Raw genomic sequence first — 19,765 nt, forward strand, 5'->3', positions numbered from 1 at the left:
TGGGCCGCGACGACGTCGTCGCGGTCCACCAGGGCGCCGTCGCCGCCTACCTGGCCGATCCCGCGGCGGGCCCCTGGGACCTGGTGCTCGCCGACCCGCCCTACCCGCTGGGCGAACGCGAGCTGAGCGCCGTGCTGGCGGCACTGGTGGGCCGGCTGGGCGAGGGCGGGGTGGTCGTGGTCGAGCGCTCCTCGCGCTCGCCCGAGCCGGAGTGGCCGTCCGGACTGCGCCGCTTCGAGCAGAAGCGGCACGGGGAGACCACCACGTGGTTCGCCGAGACGGCGCTCACATCCGCGCCGCCGCCCGGCGCGCCGCGCTGAGCAGGTGCGCCGCTGTGCGCCCCGGCCCTGACAAGATGCGACAGGCAACAACGAGCACGGGCCCGGCGGCCCGGGAGAGACGGAGGACGTCCATGAAGATCACGGTTCTGGGCACGGGCTACCTGGGGGCCACGCACGCCGCGTCGATGGCGGAGATGGGCTTCGAGGTCCTGGGCGTGGACGTGGACCCGGCGAAGGTCGAGGCCCTGTCCCGCGGGGAGCTGCCCTTCCACGAACCAGGACTGGGCGAGCTGCTGCGCAAGCACGTGGACACCGGGCGGCTGCGCTTCACCACCAGCTACGAGGAGGCCGGGGCCTTCGGCGACGTGCACTTCGTCGGCGTCGGCACGCCCCAGCGGCCCGGGTCCTTCGCGGCGGACATGCGCTACGTGGACGCCGCCGTCGGCTCGATCGCCGCGGCCGCCACGCGCGACTGCGTGATCGCCGGCAAGTCCACGGTCCCGGTCGGCTCGGCCCGGCGGCTGGCGGATCTGGCGAAGGCCTCGGCGCGAGACGGGGTGGACGTGTCCCTGGTCTGGAACCCGGAGTTCCTGCGCGAGGGCTACGCCGTGGAGGACACCCTGACACCGGACCGGATGGTGCTGGGCGCGGAGGAGCCGGCCGCGGAGGCCGTGATGCGCCGGGTCTACGCCCGCCAGCTGGAGGCGGGCGTGCCGCTGATCGTCACCGACTTCGAGACGGCCGAGCTGGTGAAGGTCGCCGCCAACGCGTTCCTGGCCACCAAGATCTCCTTCATCAACGCCCTCTCCGAGCTCACCGAGGCGGTCGGCGGGGACATCCGCACCCTGGCCGATGCGATCGGCCTCGACGAGCGGATCGGGCGGAAGTTCCTCAACGCCGGGGTGGGCTTCGGCGGCGGCTGCCTGCCCAAGGACATCCGGGCCCTGCGGGCGCGGGCCGCGGAGCTGGGCGTGGAGCAGTCGGTGCGCTTCCTGGCGGAGGTCGACGACATCAACGTCCGCCGCCGCGGGCACACCGTGGACACCGTCACCGCGATGCTCGGCGGCTCCGTGGTGGGCAAGCAGGTGGCCGTGCTCGGGGCGGCCTTCAAGCCCGACTCCGACGACGTGCGCGACTCCCCGGCCCTGGACATCGCCGCCCGGCTGCACTCGATCGGCGCCGAGGTGGCCGTCTACGATCCCAAGGCCAACGCCAACGCCGCCAAGCGCTATCCGCGCCTGGACTACGTGGACTCCCTGGCGGCCGCCGTCACCGGTGCGGAGGTCGTGGTGCTGCTGACCGAGTGGGCCGAGTTCAAGACGATGACCCCCGAGCAGCTGGACCCGCTGGTGGCCGTGCCGCAGATCCTGGACGGGCGCAACGTGCTCGACCCCGAGACCTGGACCGCCGCCGGCTGGGACTACCACGCCCTCGGCCGCCGGGCCCTCGCCGGTGTCGACAGCGACCCGGTCGGCGCCCGAAAAGCGCTCATCGGCTCTGACACAGCCCGATAAAGAAGGAGACCAAACTATGGAAAGCATCGCTCACATCCGGCTTCCTGTCCCCACGACCACGATTCAGTTTTACGTCCGGAACACGGCCACGCGTGTTGAAAAGAAGCAATTGATCGCCACGGTGGAAGCCAGGGACACCGAGGGAGTGGCTTTGGAACCGGACCACTTCTCCTGGACCTTCTCCAAGGCTACAAACTCGCCGTATTGCTATCTGCCGACCATGGAGCCTCAGGGCACTTACCTGTTAAAGCCACTACTGCTCGATCGATCGGTGCACGAACTAATCGTCCGATTGACCCCTTGGGGAAAGTCGGACGTGGACGTCCCCGACGTCATCGCATCGCTGCACTACGTTTGCTCTCCCAACCGCTCAGCAAACTCGACCGCATCTGCGATCTCCGTAGCCGGGGTCGCCGAAATGGAGGCCGTCGCATGACCGACCGATCCACGACCGTCATCATGGACGCACAGGACTTCGATGAAGACCTGGTGCGCCGGTGTTTCGCCGGTGTCACCCGTCACCGAGCCATCATCGTCACGAGCGGCACCGACCAGCTCGACTTCCCACTGCCGAAGAACGTCAGCAGGCTCCACCTGAGCGACGGGCGCGTGAAGAACCGCGCGCAACGCATCAACCTCGCGGCCGGGGCGGCCGGGGCAGACGGCACGGAGTTCCTGAGCCTACTCGACGGCCCCGCCGAGCTCACCGACGAAGCCATCGAGGCCGGCCTACGCGTGATCGACGGACCCCAGCAAAGCCGAGTGGTGTCGGTCCTACCGTTTGTCGACTCGGGTCCGGCGCGCGAGGACTTCGCCGTCCGCGGTAGCTCGGGACCCGCGTTCGCCACCCGCCCGCGCATGAGCCGCGGCCGCCTGCTGACGCTCACCTTCTGGCAGTGGAACGCTGTGCGGGGACTCGACGAGAAGAGCACCGTTCCCAACGACTCCGAAAGCGAGCTTGTCTACCGCCTGACGTGGATGGGCAATTCGGTGAAGTTCCTCCCACCGCGCCACTGCCTCCTGTTCAGCATCGCACCGGGCGAGGCATCTGCGGCCGACGCCCGCTTCTGTCCGCCGGCGGACGCGGTGGCCATCCGGCAGACCCGCGCCACGGTCGAGAAGAACAAGCGACCCATCCGCAACCTGCAGTCCTGGACGTACCCGAGCAACCCCGACCGCCCCTTGGTCTCCGTAGTGATCTCGACCTACAACAGGGCCGACTACATCAAGGACAGCATCGACTCGGTGCTCGGTCAGACGTTCGGTGACTTCGAGCTCATCGTGGTCGACGATGGCAGCGAGGACGAGACCGTCGACGTCGTGCGCTCCTACCGGGATCGGCGCGTCCGCTTGCTGACACAGGAAAATCAGGGCATCGCAGCGGCCCGCAACGCCGCTGCCGCAGTGTCTCGCGGTTTCTTCACCGCAGTTCACGACGACGACGACATCATGCTCCCCGAGCGGTTGGCCACGAGCCTGAACGCCATCGACGACGAGCACCACGCCAGCTACGGGTCCTGGGTCAACTTCGACAACGAGACCGCAGCCATGGTGCTTCACACCACTAAGCAGGAGTTCATCCACGGTACCGTCTTCACCAACGGGCAGTCCCCCGGGCACGCTACGTGGCTGGTGCCCACGGCCTACGTGCGCCGCCTGAAATACGACGAGACGCTTTCCAGCGCGGTCGACCACAATCTGTCGATCCGCATGATGCGCAGCGGCGTGAAGTGGCAGCACACCGGAAAGATCATGTTCTTGCGCCGCATCCACCCCGCGCAGGTCAGCATCACCGACGTCAGCCGGCAGAAGTTCGCCGCCCACTTGACTCGTTTCACGGTTCAGGTTCCCGCCTCCTACGAGAACATCGCGGAGCTCAAGGAGAAGAGCAAGACCATCGGGTGGCCCGGAATTCCGGAGAAGGCGGACCTGCTGGGCCACCTCGCTCCATACCTGCCGGACCATCTTGTGTACCGCACGATGAAGGTCTCCGCCGCTGTCGCCAACAAGGCGCTCACTCTCGACAAGCTGGCGGACACGGGTTACGTCCTCGGCGAGGTCGATCACGACAACGACCGGAAGTTCGAGACCGGTGAACTTCTGGACTTGAAGATCCGGGACTTCCCGGTGCTGGCCGAGCACGGAATCACCGGAACGATTCACGCCACCCTCCGTCGCGACCTTTCCGAGGGCCGCGAAACGCCCGAATCCGGAGGTCAATGGGACGAGGCATACGCCGTGAGCCGTGCGATCTCGGACCGGGTGCCCACGTTATTGAAAGCGCTGAGCCGCAAGGGTCGCGAGCCGGCTCTACTGTTGTTGCCCGGCGAGGCGGATGTGCCGGTAAACGGCGCCGCCTCCCACCGGGAGTGGACCGTCGTGTTCGGACGGTCCCAGGCCGCCTCGTACAACGTCCTCGGGTACGAGGACATATCCGAGGCCGACAAACGGCTGAACGAACTGTCACCGGAGCTACGGGGCCAGGCCTTCCTGGTCGCCGAGGCACCGCTCACCGAATTCATCGAAGGAGCGAGGCAAGACGCATGAAGTGCACCTACGAGCGGGACAAGACCGGGCGATCGGGACTACAGATCCACTCCTACGATCCCCTGGATGCCAGGCCGGACGTCGATTTCCTCTACCTGGACGCCACCCCCAATGCCGTCAACGCCAACTACATCGCAGTGGCGACGGCGTTGGCGTTCGGCGACTACGTGGATGCGCGACTCCAGCTGCCCTACACCGGTGACCCCGAGACTGTGGCCGCCATCACTGACTACCTCTCGGACTCCGCCGTCTCCGTTACACCGGTCTCCGAGGATGCACAGATCAAGTCCTCCGGTGCGCTCGGGCTGTACGTTTCGGACGGCCCGGTGGCCCAGCGCGTTTCGAACAGCAACCGCCGCATCCACACCGTGGTGCTAAACCTGTTGCCGGCCGACAAGTACTTCGGCCGCTTGGCGACCATGTCCGGGATCGATGTGGGTTCCAACGCCTTCAACGCCTCGGCCATGGATGACGGTCATCCGCTGAACCTCAAGCGAGGTCTGGCGGTGGCGTTGATGTACGCGGCAGAACTGCAGGCGGGGACCATTCTTGTACCGCCCCGCCTGGCGGATCATGACCAGCTCGAGAAGTTGCGCCCGATGTTCGATGCGGTCGGGCTCGGACTGGAAATCGCGGTCCTCGATGACTGAGGCACTCGATCACAGCGTCCGGCACGTACTCCTCCCTGCATACACCGTGGCGGACTGGGGCGGACTGCACGAGAACGTCCTGTTCGCGGCCAAGGCTTGTCTGCACGCGGGACTGGCCGTGACGGCCGTCGCCCGGCCGGGCCAGTTCGCCGACGCGCTGAGGACTGCAGGAGCTGCCGTGGTCGAGGTCGACTGGGCCGCTTGGCGGAACACCGTGCCCCAGATCGTCGACGGCGGCCCCTACGACGTCATCTACACGCAACCATTCACGTCGCGGGAACTGTCGCTGGAGGTCTCGCGCCGTACGGGAGCGCCGGTCGTGGCGATGTTCCATGGGTTCAATCACGACTACGTATACATGTGGCATGACAAGGTTGAGGCCATCGGTGTGACCGCCGAAGTGCTGAGGGACTTCCTCGTGGACTTCTGCCGGGTGCCGGCGAAAAAGATCACCGTTGTCCCCAACGGCATTCCGAACGAGCGGTTCGACGCGGCAATGCCCGCGCGCCAGGAGAAAATCGCCGACGGACAGTTGCACATTCTCCTCGCGTCGAGGCTGACTCCAGATAAGCGCAGTCAGATGGACGTGCTGCGCCGGCTCGCAGAACCGTTGACGGCGGCGCACCCCGACCTTCAAGTGGTGGTCGACGTGCTGGGCGGCGGGCCCGAAGAGCTGCGCATCCGCAGCGTGCTGGACGACCTGGAGCAAGCCTTCCCCAATGTCCAGGGCCAGATGCACGGCTGGGTGGACGCCGCGGTGTTGCCAGAGTTCCTCAAGCGCTCCTACCTCAGCATCACCGCCGGCCGGGCCGGATTGCAGAGCATGGTCGCGGGGACGCCCACAATCGCCGCCGGTGCGCGAGGCATCGTGGGGCCGGCGTGGGGCGAAAATCGAGCAGCGGCCATCGCGTCGAACTTCGGTGACTACCCCATCCGTGGAGGCAGTGAATGGTCTTACGACCGACTCTTCCGTGACCTCGCGGATGCCGACCGGTATTCGTCCATTCAGGAGGAGTCCCGCAGGGCCTTGCACGACCGAATGCAGAGTGCCATCGACGCCAGGGTCCTCCAGGTGCTCACCGGGCGACATCACGCATGTGAATAAGACGAGCCCGGTCCACGGCCATACCTCCGCCGACAAATCAAAAAAATGCCTCAAGGGGATTAGGAAAACAGTTTTTACGGTCCCCGTATTCACGGCCTCCCGCCTGTCTGCAGCATCGACACTCGCTCAATTAGCCGGGAATACATCCTCGGGCAATCGCCGCACATGCTGGTTACGCTCCACTTTGACGGGTTTTGAGCTAAATCAATCCCAACTAACAAACCAGCCATCCCAACACAGGGAACACATTCTTCTGCCTAGAAAACATTACCAGTTGATATTGTTTCCCATTCGCAAGGGTCACAGCACCTGCCGCGATAGCAAAAAGGCCACATACAACCTGACTTTAGTACACTGATGGAAGGAAACGGCATGCACAAAGGAGTCAAGGCTGGCACACTGACCGCCGCGGGCGTCGCCCTGGTCATCGGAGGGCTCAGTGCCTGCTCGTCGTCCCCGGACGCAAGCGGGCTACACCAGGCAACCAGTACCAACATGTCATCCACCGATGCCACGGGCGAGAATACGCAGATGGTTGCCGATCTCACTTCGTCCGAGTTCTTGACACCGGAGCGATTTGAAGCGCGTTGGAAAATCAGCCCAAAGGATGCCGTCTATGACGCCTCTCGGACCAGGTACACCACAGCCGAGGAATTTCGTAAGGCACACGATGGCGAGAGCCATAAGGACTGGTACCGAAGAGTTGCCAAAAAGGAATATGCGTCGTACCTTGAGGAAAAAATCGACGAAATCGACGGGTAAGAAATAACCCGAATTTCATACGGCGGTGCCCCTCGGGCGCATGTGGAGCGCACCGCTCTTACGCTGCCAGCCCCGCAGTATTCAGCGCCATTGTCAAATCGGAAGAACACGCTTCTGGCGTATGGTAGCTAGAGCACTCGCCCCCTCTAACCGAGCGTGCGCCCGAAAGTGACGGTGTGGGGACCGCCTCGCCATGGCGGGCTCCGGTATTAACAGCGATTACCGAGCATCATTAGCCCCACACGGTCATGCCCAACGTAGCCAACGAGAAGCCTTGTCTACTTGTTTGAGAGGACACGCCTGCTGCTTCGGGCGTCTACACACGGTCATCCAGCAATCGGCATCCGCAACCCCTTTGACCCGCGCCATGTCTAGCTAACGCCGTCTCCCCGAAGAAGGCACCCATATTTCATTGTCAGCCAATGAACACGCCTTCTCTCACCGACGCACCCACAGACGTGGAGGATATACTGATAGAAGTGTGTCAGCACTAACTACACTCGACGTGCTTCGCAGGCGGGTCGGACCGAGCCCATATGAGTTGCCGACAGGAAAAAAGGAAGGCATTATGAAATTCATAGAACACCTAAAAAACCGTGGCGAAGGCCGCGAGCACCCTCAGCCGCCCTGGCACTTGCACGACAAGCTGAAATGCTATGACTTTTGTGATGTCGTCGGAATTCCTACAGTCAAGGTCTTGCGTAATTTTAGGCACCCTTCCGATATCGTCCTTGAAGGCCTTCCTGATGAATTTGTATTGAAGCCCACGTATCATTCGTCGTCCATTGGCGTAATGGTTTTGTCCAGGACCGACAATGGCTTTTACGACGCCATGACCCGCAAGGAGTTGACGCTCCACGACATCATTGAGAAACAACTGAAGATCCATGACGAGCATCCCAAAAAAGACGGGAAGCCCACCATCGTGGAGGAAAAAATTGTCGACTCAGGCGGAGGCCTCATTCCGCAGGACTACAAAGCGTACTGCTTTCAGGGAGACGTCGCCTTCATTCTTCAGCTCGACCGGAACGACGGTCGCACCCGGGTCGCCTGGTACGATGGCAATTTCGTACCCATTACCGATGATCGAATCTACACCAATGAAAAGTACTTGACCTTGAAGGAACCCTGTCGACCCGTTGAATGGTCGCGCCTGCTCGCCCTGGCAAAACGCGCTTCAACAGCGGTCCCAACGCCGTTCGCAAGCATCGACATGTATGCGACAACACGGGGACCTGTACTTGGGGAAATCACTTTGGTACCCGGGGGATTCTACTTCGGCAAATACTTTGTTCCGTCCGAAGCACAGGACACCGTGGCTGGAAAAATGTGGGAAGAGGCCCTCGTTCGACTCGGACGTTAGACGTCTAAGGCATCGATCGAAAGTGATACGTCGCGATGCATCGCTTTTTGCGTGTCTGTTATTGCCTACGCCAACCCCTACACGAATGGAGTGCCGCACCGAGTACCGCACGATCGGGCACTGAACCGACCTCCCGATCTACGCCTCCGTGACATTGGGTCACGTGTCATTTAAATTCCTGGTAACCACAAAAAAACATTGATAGGTGAATAAGATATGTCCCCCATACCCCTCCACGACCTTGAGGAGGGCGGCCTCAATGCTCCGATTGCAAACGTCGCCACCCTGGATGAATTTTCCCCTGATTCCAAGCTAGGCGCCTCACGATACAGGCACGAGCTCCCCGGAGGAAAGCCTCTCGATGCTCTGCTTGTCAACAAGGGTAGCGACATTCTAGTCGTAAACCTGCACGGCGCCCTGGATCTCAAGACCCAGACGCCGCCCCGGTTTGAACGGCTGAGGTCGATCAGTCAGTTCGACGTCAGTGCTTTGTATTTTTCCGATCCGACTATCCTTTTGGGTAAATCCATGCAGCTCGCATGGTACACAGGCTGGGACGGGGTGGACGTGCAGCAGATCATTGCCGATTGGTCCCTGATCGCGGCCCGATCGATCGGCGCCACGCGCATCGTTTTTTCTGGTTCGAGCGGTGGCGGATTTGCCGCTCTTCAGGTATCGGCCCTCACCCCCGGTTCTTTGGCTGTGCCCATAAACCCGCAAACTTCTATCTATGGGTACTTGGCGGATAATAAGTATTGGGGGCCCCAACACACCTACCTGCTCGCCGTTTGGCCACAAATAGCTCCTGGCGGGTTATCCTCCGTGGACTTTTCCAAGGACTGGACTGCTGTCCTCGACGATCGAGTGTCTGCGATGCGTAGATATGAGCATCCATTGGATAACTACGTTTTTGCTGTAATCAATCGCAACGAATTTCATTATCAAAAGCACTGGTTGCCTTTGTTGGGGGCTGCGGCCCGCGGTGGTAACCTCGGACGCTTTTGGGTACAGGAGTATGAGGGCTCCCTTCGCCACAATCCGCCTTCGCCCGAGCAGTTTCGCATCGGCCTCGCCGCAGGCCTACAGAAAGCGGTAGAAATCCCTCCTGCCCTTTGACGGGAAGCCGCACAATGCTAAGGACGCCCAACAAGTTACTTGCCAGGATTCTTTGTGAGCTTCGGCATCCGCTTTCATTGCTGCATACATTCGCATGGTAGTCATTAGCAGTTTCCAAGACTCTAGTTCCGAGGGGTTGAAGTAATCCAACGATTGGCGGGGTGAGATCGTGGGTCATGGCAGATCACCCTGCGGCCCCGTTGCCGTTGCGCCAGGGCGACCGGAAGACGCTGTAGCGGCTGATGCGCTCTACCTCGGTGCGGGCGGGTTGGCCCAGTGGGCGCGAATCGTGCCGTTGGCCGACGACGGGTTTTCAACACCGGAATTACTCAAGAGGTCGGCACGATCCGCAACACCGTGATTACCTGGCTGGCCCGATGCAGGCAAGCCGGCATCGCCGGGCCGGCCGACCAGGAGCGGTTGGGGCGGTCGCGGCGGATTGACCACCAGGCGAGCGCGACCCCCGCGGTGCCCGCCGAAAAAGCTCGGGGTCGCCCGCTGCTCATCCCGGCTGCTGGTCGCCCGGCCAGGCATCGACCTCACCATGGTGGCCAAGGTCGTCGACGGCGTGGGTCTTTATCTGGTCCCGCCGGAGAACGCAATCATGCTGTGCGTGGAGTAGAAGCCCAGATCCAGGCGCGCGAGCGCATCTCCGCGGCGTTGCCGATGAAGCTGCAAAAGCCTGCAAGGGCCACCCGTGACTACATCCGGCACTGGACCTCAACCATGTTCGCGGCTTTGGGGATCGCCATCGAACATGTCACGGCCGCGTGCAAGCCGTGGCACCGGCGCCAGGAGTTCCTGGCCTTCCTGAAGCAGGCGGCCCGGGCTTACTCGGATCAGTAACTGCGCCTGGTGCTGGACAACGACGCGGTGCACAAGACCCCCGCCGGAGTTGGCCTTGCTGGCGGCGAATCTGCGGTTCCGGGTACACGACACACCGACGACGGCCTCGTGTTCAGACCTCGTGGCGATGTGGTTCGGCGTCATTGAGCGCCTGGTACATTACCGAGCCGACGTCGCCTCAGTCCCAGACGCAACGAGCGGATCGGGGCCTTTGTCACCGGCTGGAACGACCGCTGCCACCCCTTCGTGTGGACCAGGACCAGCACCAAAATCCTCAACAGAGCTAACCGCTCAACCACTTTAAAGACGGGCCACTCGTCAGTTATTCGTAACCGACCACTGGCCCATGGGCTTCCGAATTCGTGCATGGCTTAGACGTCTAGGTGTTCCAGCACAGCTCCGAACAACTTGACCTCGCCACTGGCCAGAGCGTGGGCGTCGCTGACGTCCCACGTGTGGTGCCCGGTGCCGCGGTACTGCCGGAAGTTGAAGCGGTCGCCGGAGTAGATCCGGTGCCCCGCGTCCACCGCGGCCGCCAGGAACGCGGAGTCCTCCCCCGTGGTCCGGCGCTCGAAGGGGATCCGCTCGAACACCGCCCGGTGGCCCGTGATGGTGGGGCCCATGACGAAGTCCGTGAACCGGTGCTCGCGCTCGGCGAAGCGCAACAGGGTGGCGTCCTGGGAGGCCACGTACATGTAGTGGGCCTGCTTCCCGACCAGGTCGGCGCCGGAGTAGCGCAGGGCGTGGAGCTGGTCGAGCAGGTAGTGCGGGCCGTACCAGTCGTCGTCGTCCATCTTGGCCAGCACCTCCCCGTTGGAGGCGCGCACGGCCAGGTTGAGGCACTCCCCCAGGCTCGAATCGTCCCCCGCCTCCAGGACCCGCACGGTGCTCAGCCCGGAGGCGGCCACGAGCTCGGCGACGCCGTGGGCTACAGGGTCGAAGCCGTGGCAGACCAGGACCAGCTCCGGGTCCACGCCCACCTGGGCCGCGACCCGGCCCAGGGCGTGCCCGAGCTGGTGCGGGCGGTTGGTGCTCAGCAGCACCGACACGCTGGGCAGCCGCGGCGCAGGCGTCTGCCCGGGCAACGCCGCGCTCAGCACCTGGGCCACCCGGTGGCTGTAGGTGTGCTCGGTCCAGATGGTCCGCTGGGCGCGGTGCACCATCCGGTCGGCCAGTTCGGGGCTGCGCACCAGAGCCCGGACGAGGTCCCCGGCGTGCTCGCGGTCCTCGGCCACCGGCAGCTCGTCGGCGGGAAAGTAGTGGCGGATCGCCGCGGACGGGGTGGACACCACCGGGGTGCCGGAGGCGGTGATCTCGAAGATCCGCCGGGCGCACATGCTCGGGGAGTCCACCACCGAGTTCACGTTGAGGAATACCTTGTAGGCCTTGTAGGCGGTGAGCATCCGCTCGTAGGGCAGGGAGCCGACCACGCGCTCGTCCAACGGGGCTGGGAACTGGTAGCGCTCGTCGTCGCCTAGATAGCGGGAGAAGATCTCCAGGCCGTGCTCCATGCGGGGACTGACGTCCGCGGCCCCGCCCAGCAGCAGGTCCATCTGCGCCCGCCGCTCCGGGTACTTGTGAGCGAAGTACATCCCGGCGAAGGCGACGTCCCGGGCGTGGAACCCTCGGGCGGGACGGACCGGGCGGTGCACGGCGGGCTGGGCGGCGAAGGGCAGCACGCCCACCCGGTCGTGTCCCAGGTCCCGGACGTAGGACTCCACCCGCCCGGAGTCGGTGGTGAAGACGTGGTCGAACAGGCCCGCGCACTCGAGGAAGTCCTCGTAGTGCGGCGGGTCCTCCTTGTTCCAGAACACCGTGGGGATGCCCTGCTCCCGGCAGTGGGCCAGCAGGTCCCGGAACGGCTGCTTGACCCCGGAGGCGCCGGTGAGCTGGTACTGCCACTCGTCCCCGTTGCCGTGCCAGGCGGACTCCACGAACAGCAGGTCCACCGGCTGCGCGGCGAGCTGCTCCCGCCACCCGTCTCGCGTCAGGGGGACCTGGTTCCACTCGTAGGCGAAGGCGCGCCGGGAGAAGTCGTCGAGGATCACCGCGGCGGTGACGCCGGGATGGACGGGGGCCCGCTCGGGCCACTGCGCGGGGGCGAAGTCGAGTCCGCCGGCGGCCCGGGTGGCGGCCGCCGGGACCGCGGCCGGCACCCGCAGCCGTCGCCGGTACTTCGCCACGGCGCGGGGGCCGCCGTGGCGCAGGTGCCACAGGGCGGTGCGCAGCACGAACGGCGACGCCGGCGCCGTCATGCGGTCCCGTCCTGGGGCGGTGTGTCCCGCGGGGCGGAGACGTCGTCGAGGACGGTCCCGATCATGTCGCGCCGGGCGTCGTCCCGGATCCGCTCCCCGCTGCGGTTGTTGCCCGCGGCGAGCTCCTGCATGAAGCGCTCGTAGACGGGAATGACGTCCTCCGGGCTCCCGTCCATGACCAGGGCGCCCTCGTCGATCCACACCACCCGGGAGCACATCTGCCGGACCTCGCCCATCGAGTGGGAGACGAAGAGGATGCAGCCGGCCTGGTCCCGGATCTCCTGCATCCGCGCCTTGCCGCGGTCCTGGAACTGGGCGTCGCCGGTGCCCAGCGCCTCGTCGAGGATGAGGATCTCCGGGTCCGTGGCCGTGGCCACGGCGAACCGCAGCCGGGCGGCCATCCCGGAGGAGTAGGCCTTCATCGGCCAGTGCAGGGCCTTGTCCAGGGCGGCGATGTGCACCAGCTCGTCCATCTTCGCGTCCACCTGGGCGGGGGTCATGCCCTGGGCCAGGCAGCCGAGGCGGATGTTGCGCTCCCCGGACAGTGCGGGGACGAGCGAGACGTTGACGCCGAGCTTGGCGGGGGTGCCGGCGGCGTAGACCCGGCCGGAGGTGGGGTTGAGCTGCCCGGCGACGACGTTCATGAGGGTGGACTTGCCCGAGCCGTTGCGGCCGATGAAGCCGACGGACTCCCCCTCGGCCACGGCGAGGGTGACGCCGTCCAGCGCCCGGTTGCGCACGATGGGCGGGCGGCCCAGGGCCCGTCGCGCCAGGCGGACGGCGCGGGACACCGGGACCTCCTCCCCGCCTCCGGTGCTGGTGACGGTGTAGACGACCGTGACGTCGTCGACGACCACGGCGGGGTTGCGGATGGCGCCCCGGCGCCGGGCCGCGGCGGCGGGACGGGTCTCAGCGCTCATTGGCGTAGCTCTCCTCGTTGCGCCAGAACACCCACAGGCCCACCAGCCAGGTGCCGAGAGCGGCGACCACCAGGACGGTCCACTGCCACCAGGCCGGGGTGACGCCGTAGAGCAGGCAGTCGCGGCTCATGGACAGCACCTGGTAGAGCGGGTTGGCCTCGAAGAGCAGGAGCAGCCGCTCGTCCTCCACGAACCGGGAGGGGTCGTAGAAGATGCCGGAGGAGTACATCCAGATCCGCATGAAGAAGGACAGCAGGTTGCTCACGTCCGGGATCCGGTGCACCAAGGGGGCCATGAGCATGCCGAAGCCCCAGTTGAAGATGCTCTGCAGCACCACGATGGGCAGCAGCAGGAACCACCGCCACGTCACCGGCTCCAGCGGTGGGATGACCAGGACCATGACCAGCATCGCCGCGAGCACGAACCCCTGGCTCATGAACTCCCGCAGGTTGATGGACAAGGGCAGGGCGGCCCGCGGGAAGCTGAAGCCGCGGATCAGGGCCCGGCCCGAGGCCATGGACCGGGCGCCGGCCACGATGGCGCGGGAGGAGTAGGTGAACATCATGATGCCCACCAGCAGGTAGGCGATGAAGTTGTCGACGCCACGTCCCGTGCCCAGCAGCAGCCCGAAGATGAGCAGGAACGTCAGGCCCAGCAGGACGGGGTTGAGCACCAGCCACGCCTTGCCAAGCATGGTGTGCTCCTGGCTCACCGAGAGCCGCACGCGAGCGTCGTAGAGCACGAAGTGGCGGCTGCCGTACAGCCGGACAAGGTACTCGGTCAGCGGGGGCCGAGCGCCCACGGCGTTGAGCTGGGACGAGTCGAAGCCCACGGTGCGCGGCGCCGGGCCCGAGCTGAACCAGCAGGCTCGCTCGGGGGTGAACCGCAGGATCACGCGGAGGCCTCCTGGACGGTGTCGGGGCTGGTCAGACGCTGGTAGGCCTCCACCGTAGCGCAGGCCACCGTGTCCCACGTCCGTTCGGCGAGGACACGCCGCCGGCCCTCCTCCCCCAGGCAGCGGCGAACGGCGGGGCACTGCAGGAGCATCTCGAGCACCGTGGCGAGCGTCTCCGGGTCCTCCGCGGGCGTCAGCAGGCCGGTGATCCCGTCCGCCACGATCTCGGCGAGGGCGGGCAGCGCGGAGGCCACCACGGGGGTCGCGGTCGCCAGTGCCTCCACCGGCTTGAGCGGGGTCACGGCGCGGGTCACGGCCCGGTCCTTGCGCGGGACGACGAACACGTCGAAGGCGTGGTGGTAGAGCACCGCCTCGTGCCGCGGAACCCGGCCGGGGAACCGGACCCGATCGGCGATGCCGAGCTCGGCGGCCAGGGCCTCCAGCCCCGGGCGGGCGGCGCCGTCCCCGACGACGACGACGAGCAGCTCGGGGATCTGCGGCGCCAGGATCGCCGCGGCGCGCAGCAGGTCGTCGAGGCCCTCGTACTCGACCACGCTGGTGACGGTCCCGAGGACGCGGGCATTTCCGGGCAGGCCGACCGCCCGGCGGGCCTGCCCGAGCGGCAGCGGCTCCTCCAGGTACACGTCCCCCACGGCGTTCGGGGCGATCCTCGGGGTCACGGGGCCCGCCGGCTGCCGGTGGGCCAGGGCCTGGACGCGCTCGCTCATCGTCCGGCCCAGGGTCGCCACGTCGTCCGCGGAGGCCACGGCCTCGGCCTCCCGGGCGCCGAAGAGCCGGTACCGCTCGCTCTCGGCGGCTTCCGCGGGCCGGGACGAGGCCCAGGTGTCGGCCAGCTGTCCCCGGACCTCGTACACCCACGGGATGCCCAGCGCCTCGGCCACCGCCCGGGTCACCAGGGCGTTCACGAAGTGGGTGGTGGTGTGCAGGACGGCGGGCCGCGTGCGCAGGGCCAGCTGCAGGACGGCCTCCGCCTCCTGCTGCAGGCGCCCGGTGGCGGTCCCCGCCAGGCGGGCGGGCAGGATCCGGTGGTAGTGGACGCCGTCGACGTCGTCGACCGTTCCCGCCGCGAACTTGCCGACCTGCACGGGATAGCCCGGTCGCGTCACGGCTGTCACGGTCCAGCCACGGGCGGCGGTGGCGGTGAGCAGCGAGTGGGTGCGCTGGGTGTAGCCGCTGTGGGTGTGCGGCAGCGAGTTCGTGAGGACGTGCAGCACCGAGGTGGGCTCCGGGCGGTAGCCGATCACGGTCATCAGCGTGGGCCGCCACCCGGAGAACAGCCGCAGCTCGTCCTCGTAGCGGCGCAGCTGGCGCCGCTCCCCCGGGGTGGCGCGCCCGGCGGCCACGGCCCGGCGCAGGCCGACGACGGCCTCCGACATCCGGCCCAGGTGCCAGTCCCGGCGGGCCTTGGTCCCGGCGCGGCCGGGCGCGTGCGCGGGCACGAGGTCGAGGAGCCGGTCGGCCTCCTCGACCCGTCCCATGGAGAGCGCGACGTCGGCCAGGCGGCGGGTGGTCGCGTCGCCGAAGCGTCCGTCCTCCGCGCCGCTCAGCCGTTCGACCGCCCGGTCGTCCCGCCCCAGCACGTGGGCGGCGGTGGCCTCCGTGGCGGGCCACGGAGCCGCCAGCAGGGCCCGCGCCGCGGGGCGCACGGCCCGGGCGGGCAGGCGCCGGGCCACCTGTGTCCAGAACACCACGGGGTCGTCGGTCAGGTGCTCCCGCACGGTGGCGGCCGTCATGGTCGCGTTGGCGCCGAGCCGGCGCAGCGGTGGGAGGGCGCGGCGGCGCGCCGCGGCCTCACGCGGCACGGTGGTCTCCCACGGCCGCGGCCGCCGCGCGTCCGCGTGCCACGGCGTCGGCGCGCACCGGGCGCGAGGACCCGGTCTGCGGGGAGGTGCGGGGAACCGGGCCGGCTCCCGCCGCGGCGACGAGGGCCCGCAGGTGGGCGTCGTACCGGGCCGCCAGGTCGGAGTACTCCGCGTGCTCGGCCACCCACGCCCGGCCGGAGGAACGGGGCCGGAGCCGGGCGGGGTCCTCGATCAGGTTCTCCCACAGGCGGGCGACGTCGGCGGGGCGGCCGCTGACGACGTCGCCCTCCCCGGCGTCCGCGAACACCCGCGCGGCTTCCCCGCGCACGATCGCGGTGATGTGCCGGCCCACGGAGAGCACCTCGTAGGTCTTCGAGGGGATCGTGGCGTCGAAGGACTTCCAGTCGTCCCGCAGGGACACCACCACCGAGTCCGCCTCGGCGTAGCGCTCGAAGACCGCGCTGCCGTACTCGGGGGGCAGGAAGCGCACCGGGGCCTCCAGCCGGGACGCGAGCTCCTGCAGAGAGTCCTTCCGGCTGCCCTGGCCGACCATGGTCAGGCGCATCCGGTCCCCGACCAGCGCCGCGGCCTCCACGAGGCGTTCGAGGTTCTGGCTCTCCCCGTGGTTGCCCAGGTACAGGACCTCCAGCCGTTCGCGGCCCCGGGGAGGAGGAAGCAGCCGCGGTGTGTTCCCCAGCACCACGCCGTTGCGGATCGCGACCACGGAGCGCACGCCCCGCTCGCGGAGGGTCCGGGCGAAGCCCTCCGTGACGGTGACCACGAGGTCGGCGTGGTTCTGCACGCACTCCACCACCCGGTTGATCAGGCTCTTGCCGCCGCTGCGCACCAGGTTGGCGTCCTCGGCGAGGTTGGGCCAGGCGTCCCGCATCTCCACGACGAAGGGCACACCCTTGAGCCGGGCCAGCAACCAGCCCGAGGCCAGCAGCGGCAGGGAGGGCGCGGTCACCAGCACGACGTCGGCGGGCCCGGTGAAGAGCCCTCGCACGGCCGAGGCGGCGGCGGTGAACAGCTGGTCGGCGAGCTTGCTGCCCCGGCCGTGCCCGGTGCTCAGGTTCGGCACCCGGTGGATCGTCTCCCCCTGCGGGCCCGTCGTACGACCCCAGGCGGACCGCTGCACGGTCGTCTCGGCCGCTCCGTGGAAGCGCGGGGCCGGCGCGAGGAAGGACACGTCCCAGCCGGAGGGGACGAGGTACCGGGTCAACGACGACCAGCGCCGTTGCGGCGGCGAGTGCTCGGGCCAGTACGAATGGGTGAGCACGAGCAGGCGGAGGGGACGGGGGGTGTGCTGCATGGCTCTCTCGCGGGGGTCAAGAGGCGCCGTCCCGGTGGAGCCGGGGCGAGCTGCGGATGGGACGCCCGCCGCACAGGGGATGCGGGAGCGGACGGTGGTCGGTCAGTTCAGAGTAGCAACATACTCATCCATATTGTCCTCCGAAATGGCGACACCGATGTCCTGCATGGCCTGTTCGTCGGCGACGATGATGGACTGGCCGTCCGGCGAGACGCCGATGCCCTGGTTGGGCACGGTGAGCATTTGGATGTCGCCCGCGCTCAGCCCGGCCAGGTCGGGGGCCAGTCCGGTGATCCACCCGGCGTCGAGGCCGTCGCTGACCTCGAGATAGGGCGAGAACTCGGCGACCACGCGGTGCAGGCGCCCCGGGTTGGTCAGCGTCTGCGTGCTGGCGAGCTGGTCCATCACCGCCTGCACGTAGGCGCGCTGGTTCTGGACGCGCTGGAAGTCACCGTCCGCGAACGCGTAGCGCTCCCGGACGAACTCCAGGGCCGTCTCCCCGTCCATGGTCTGGGGACCCTGCTCGAAGACGATGTTCTTCTCCCGGGAGACGAAGTCCTGCGGGACGTCGACGGTGACGCCGCCCATCGCGTCGGTGAGACCCTGGAAACCCTCGAAGTCCACCTCGGCCACCTGGTCCACACGGGTGCCGAAGAGGTCCTCCACGGTCTGCACCATGAGGGCCGTACCGCCGTGGTCCAGGGCCGCGTTGATCTTCGCCTCGCCCACGCCGGGGATCTCCACCCACGTGTCGCGCATGATCGACAGGACATAGGCCTCGCCCCCTTCCTCGGGGACGTGCACCAGCATGATCGCGTCGGCCCGCGCCCCGGCCTCCTCCTGCGCCTCGACCCGGCGGTCGGCGCCCAGGAGCAGCACGGTGGTGCCCCGGTCCATGGTCGAGCCCGCGCTGGGGCGGGCGGATTCGGCGGGAAAAGCCTCGCCGAGGGTCCGCTTGCGGTCGTCGAAGGTCCGGCCGAGGTTCCACACGAAGAGCCCGGCGAGCAGCACCAGGACGAGCAGCAGCGTCACCAGGACGAGCAGGACGGTGCGGACCGGATGCCGCCGGCGCGGTGCGGGGTCGGCTCGGGTGAGGTCACGGTCGTCGATCGACATGGGCGCTCCGGGATAGGTGGTCATCAGGGGGGGGCGGTCCCGGTCCGGCGTCGGACGGGGACCGCTGGGCGACATCCTACGGCGTCGCCCCTGGTGGCGGCCCCGGACCGCACCGCGCAGGCGGGGCGAGCGCGGCACCGGACGCCGAAGCACCTGTCAGGGAACGCGCGCGATCCACTCCGGGGTGGCGAACTTGGCCGCCACGAGCTCGCGAGCGGCGGCGGCCTCGGCGGCGCTCACCGAGCCTTCCACGGCCGCGTAGCGCCCGGAGAACACCTCCATCAGCTTCTCGACGACCGCCTCCCGGGACATCCCCGTCTGCCGGCGCAGCGGGTCCACCCGCTTCCGGGCGGAGCGATGGCCCTTGTCGGAGAGCTTCTCGCGGCCGATCCGCAGCACCTCGGTCATCTTCTCGGCGTCGATGTCGTAGCTCATGGTGACGTGGTGGACCATGCCCCCGCCCGCGAAGCGCTTCTGTGCGGCGCCGCCGATCTTCCCGTGCTCGGTGGCGATGTCGTTGAGCGGGACGTAGAACGCCTCGAGCCCCATCTGGCGGAACGCCTGCATGACCCACTGGTCGAGGAACGGATAGGACTCGGTGAAGCTGATCCCGTCCACCATGGTCTGCGGCAGGTAGAGGGAGTACGTGATGCAGTTGCCGGCCTCCATGAACATGGCCCCGCCGCCGGAGACGCGGCGCACCACCGAGATCCCGTGCCGGCGCGCGCCCTCCGGGTCGACCTCGTTGCGCAGCGACTGGAAGGAGCCGATGACCACGGAGGGCTCCTCCCAGTCCCACAGGCGCAGCGCCGGGCGGCGGCGGCCGGCGCCCACCTCGCGGGCCAGGACCTCGTCGAGGGCCAGGTTGTCCAGGGTGGGCCGGACGGTGGGCGGGATGACTTCCCACTCGTGGTCCTCCCAGGTGGTGGCCCGGGCGAGCGCGCGGCGCACGGCGGTGGCGACGGCCTCCGGGGAGAAGCCGAACAGCACGGCGTCCTCGGCCAGCGCGGTGCGCACGGCCGCGACGATCTCGTCCCGGGTGGCGTCGGTGCTCAGGCCGGTGAGGGCGGCGTTGATGTCGTCGAGGGCCTCGTCCGGTTCCAGGAAGAAGTCCCCGTTGATCGAGACCTGGCTCAGCCGCGTCCCGGATACCGTCAGGTCCGCGACCACGAGCTTGCCACCGGGCACCTTGAACTCCCCGTGGTGCCGTTCCTGCTGGTTCATCCATGTCCTCCCGCGTCGTCCGCTGCCGGTCCCGGC

Annotated in this window: 17 protein-coding genes; 10 read left to right on the forward strand and 7 right to left on the reverse strand. The window is 67.3% G+C overall.

Annotated features, from left to right (window positions below):
• The 10 genes from ABL57_RS06770 to ABL57_RS22640 all read left to right on the forward strand — a co-directional run.
• A partial coding sequence (locus ABL57_RS06770) for an RsmD family RNA methyltransferase (protein ID WP_047802699.1) occupies nt 1-320 on the forward strand: 320 nt, incomplete at its 5' end.
• Between the two features lie 92 nt (nt 321-412).
• A complete protein-coding gene (locus ABL57_RS06775) occupies nt 413-1,795 on the forward strand; it encodes a UDP-glucose/GDP-mannose dehydrogenase family protein (RefSeq protein ID WP_238985996.1) in 1,383 nt (460 codons plus the stop codon).
• 16 nt (nt 1,796-1,811) lie between these two features.
• Nucleotides 1,812-2,231 carry a hypothetical protein gene (locus tag ABL57_RS06780; RefSeq protein ID WP_047802700.1) on the forward strand — a complete coding sequence of 140 codons (420 nt, stop codon included), beginning with the start codon at nt 1,812-1,814 and terminating at the stop codon, nt 2,229-2,231.
• Entirely contained in the window at nt 2,228-4,342 is a 2,115-nt protein-coding gene (locus tag ABL57_RS20645; protein WP_053004799.1) for a glycosyltransferase family A protein, read from the forward strand. Before ABL57_RS06780 ends, ABL57_RS20645 begins: the two co-directional genes overlap by 4 nt.
• Nucleotides 4,339-4,992, forward strand: a complete 654-nt coding sequence (locus tag ABL57_RS06790; RefSeq protein ID WP_047802701.1) for a hypothetical protein — start codon at nt 4,339-4,341, stop codon at nt 4,990-4,992. The genes ABL57_RS20645 and ABL57_RS06790 overlap by 4 nt, the downstream gene beginning before the upstream one ends.
• Complete coding sequence (locus tag ABL57_RS06795; RefSeq protein ID WP_047802702.1) at nt 4,985-6,097, forward strand: glycosyltransferase; 1,113 nt, start codon at nt 4,985-4,987, stop codon at nt 6,095-6,097. Before ABL57_RS06790 ends, ABL57_RS06795 begins: the two co-directional genes overlap by 8 nt.
• Nucleotides 6,098-6,469: 372 nt before the next feature.
• Nucleotides 6,470-6,859: a hypothetical protein gene (locus ABL57_RS21730; protein WP_152683301.1), complete on the forward strand. Its 390-nt coding sequence runs from the start codon at nt 6,470-6,472 to the stop codon at nt 6,857-6,859.
• A gap of 568 nt (nt 6,860-7,427) precedes the next feature.
• A complete protein-coding gene (locus ABL57_RS21170) occupies nt 7,428-8,222 on the forward strand; it encodes an ATP-grasp fold amidoligase family protein (protein WP_082157275.1) in 795 nt (264 codons plus the stop codon).
• A gap of 216 nt (nt 8,223-8,438) precedes the next feature.
• Nucleotides 8,439-9,338 (forward strand): hypothetical protein, encoded by a 900-nt coding sequence (locus ABL57_RS21735; RefSeq protein ID WP_152683302.1) that lies wholly within the window; start codon nt 8,439-8,441, stop codon nt 9,336-9,338.
• Between the two features lie 609 nt (nt 9,339-9,947).
• Entirely contained in the window at nt 9,948-10,184 is a 237-nt protein-coding gene (locus tag ABL57_RS22640; RefSeq protein ID WP_203225561.1) for a hypothetical protein, read from the forward strand.
• Between the two features lie 371 nt (nt 10,185-10,555).
• Here the strand turns inward: ABL57_RS22640 and ABL57_RS06805 are convergent, their stop codons facing one another.
• The 7 genes from ABL57_RS06805 to ABL57_RS06835 form a co-directional block, all read right to left on the reverse strand.
• A complete protein-coding gene (locus tag ABL57_RS06805; RefSeq protein WP_047802703.1) occupies nt 10,556-12,439 on the reverse strand; it encodes a glycosyltransferase in 1,884 nt (627 codons plus the stop codon).
• Complete coding sequence (locus tag ABL57_RS06810; RefSeq protein ID WP_047802704.1) at nt 12,436-13,359, reverse strand: ABC transporter ATP-binding protein; 924 nt, start codon at nt 13,357-13,359, stop codon at nt 12,436-12,438. The genes ABL57_RS06805 and ABL57_RS06810 overlap by 4 nt, the downstream gene beginning before the upstream one ends.
• A complete protein-coding gene (locus ABL57_RS06815) occupies nt 13,349-14,254 on the reverse strand; it encodes an ABC transporter permease (protein ID WP_238985997.1) in 906 nt (301 codons plus the stop codon). Before ABL57_RS06815 ends, ABL57_RS06810 begins: the two co-directional genes overlap by 11 nt.
• Nucleotides 14,251-16,077: a glycosyltransferase family 4 protein gene (locus tag ABL57_RS06820; protein ID WP_238985998.1), complete on the reverse strand. Its 1,827-nt coding sequence runs from the start codon at nt 16,075-16,077 to the stop codon at nt 14,251-14,253. The genes ABL57_RS06815 and ABL57_RS06820 overlap by 4 nt, the downstream gene beginning before the upstream one ends.
• The gene (locus ABL57_RS06825; protein ID WP_082157276.1) at nt 16,067-17,389 is read right to left on the reverse strand and encodes a glycosyltransferase family 4 protein; all 1,323 of its coding nucleotides are present in this window, start codon (nt 17,387-17,389) and stop codon (nt 16,067-16,069) included. Before ABL57_RS06825 ends, ABL57_RS06820 begins: the two co-directional genes overlap by 11 nt.
• A gap of 102 nt (nt 17,390-17,491) precedes the next feature.
• On the reverse strand, nt 17,492-18,529 hold the full coding sequence (locus tag ABL57_RS06830) for an LCP family protein (RefSeq protein WP_238985999.1): 1,038 nt from the start codon (nt 18,527-18,529) through the stop codon (nt 17,492-17,494).
• Nucleotides 18,530-18,661: 132 nt separating this feature from the next.
• Nucleotides 18,662-19,729, reverse strand: a complete 1,068-nt coding sequence (locus ABL57_RS06835) for a biotin/lipoate A/B protein ligase family protein (protein ID WP_082157277.1) — start codon at nt 19,727-19,729, stop codon at nt 18,662-18,664.
• Nucleotides 19,730-19,765: the final 36 nt, after the last annotated feature.

The organism is Kocuria sp. SM24M-10 (genome assembly GCF_001027955.1).
GTDB lineage: Bacteria > Actinomycetota > Actinomycetes > Actinomycetales > Micrococcaceae > Kocuria > Kocuria oceani.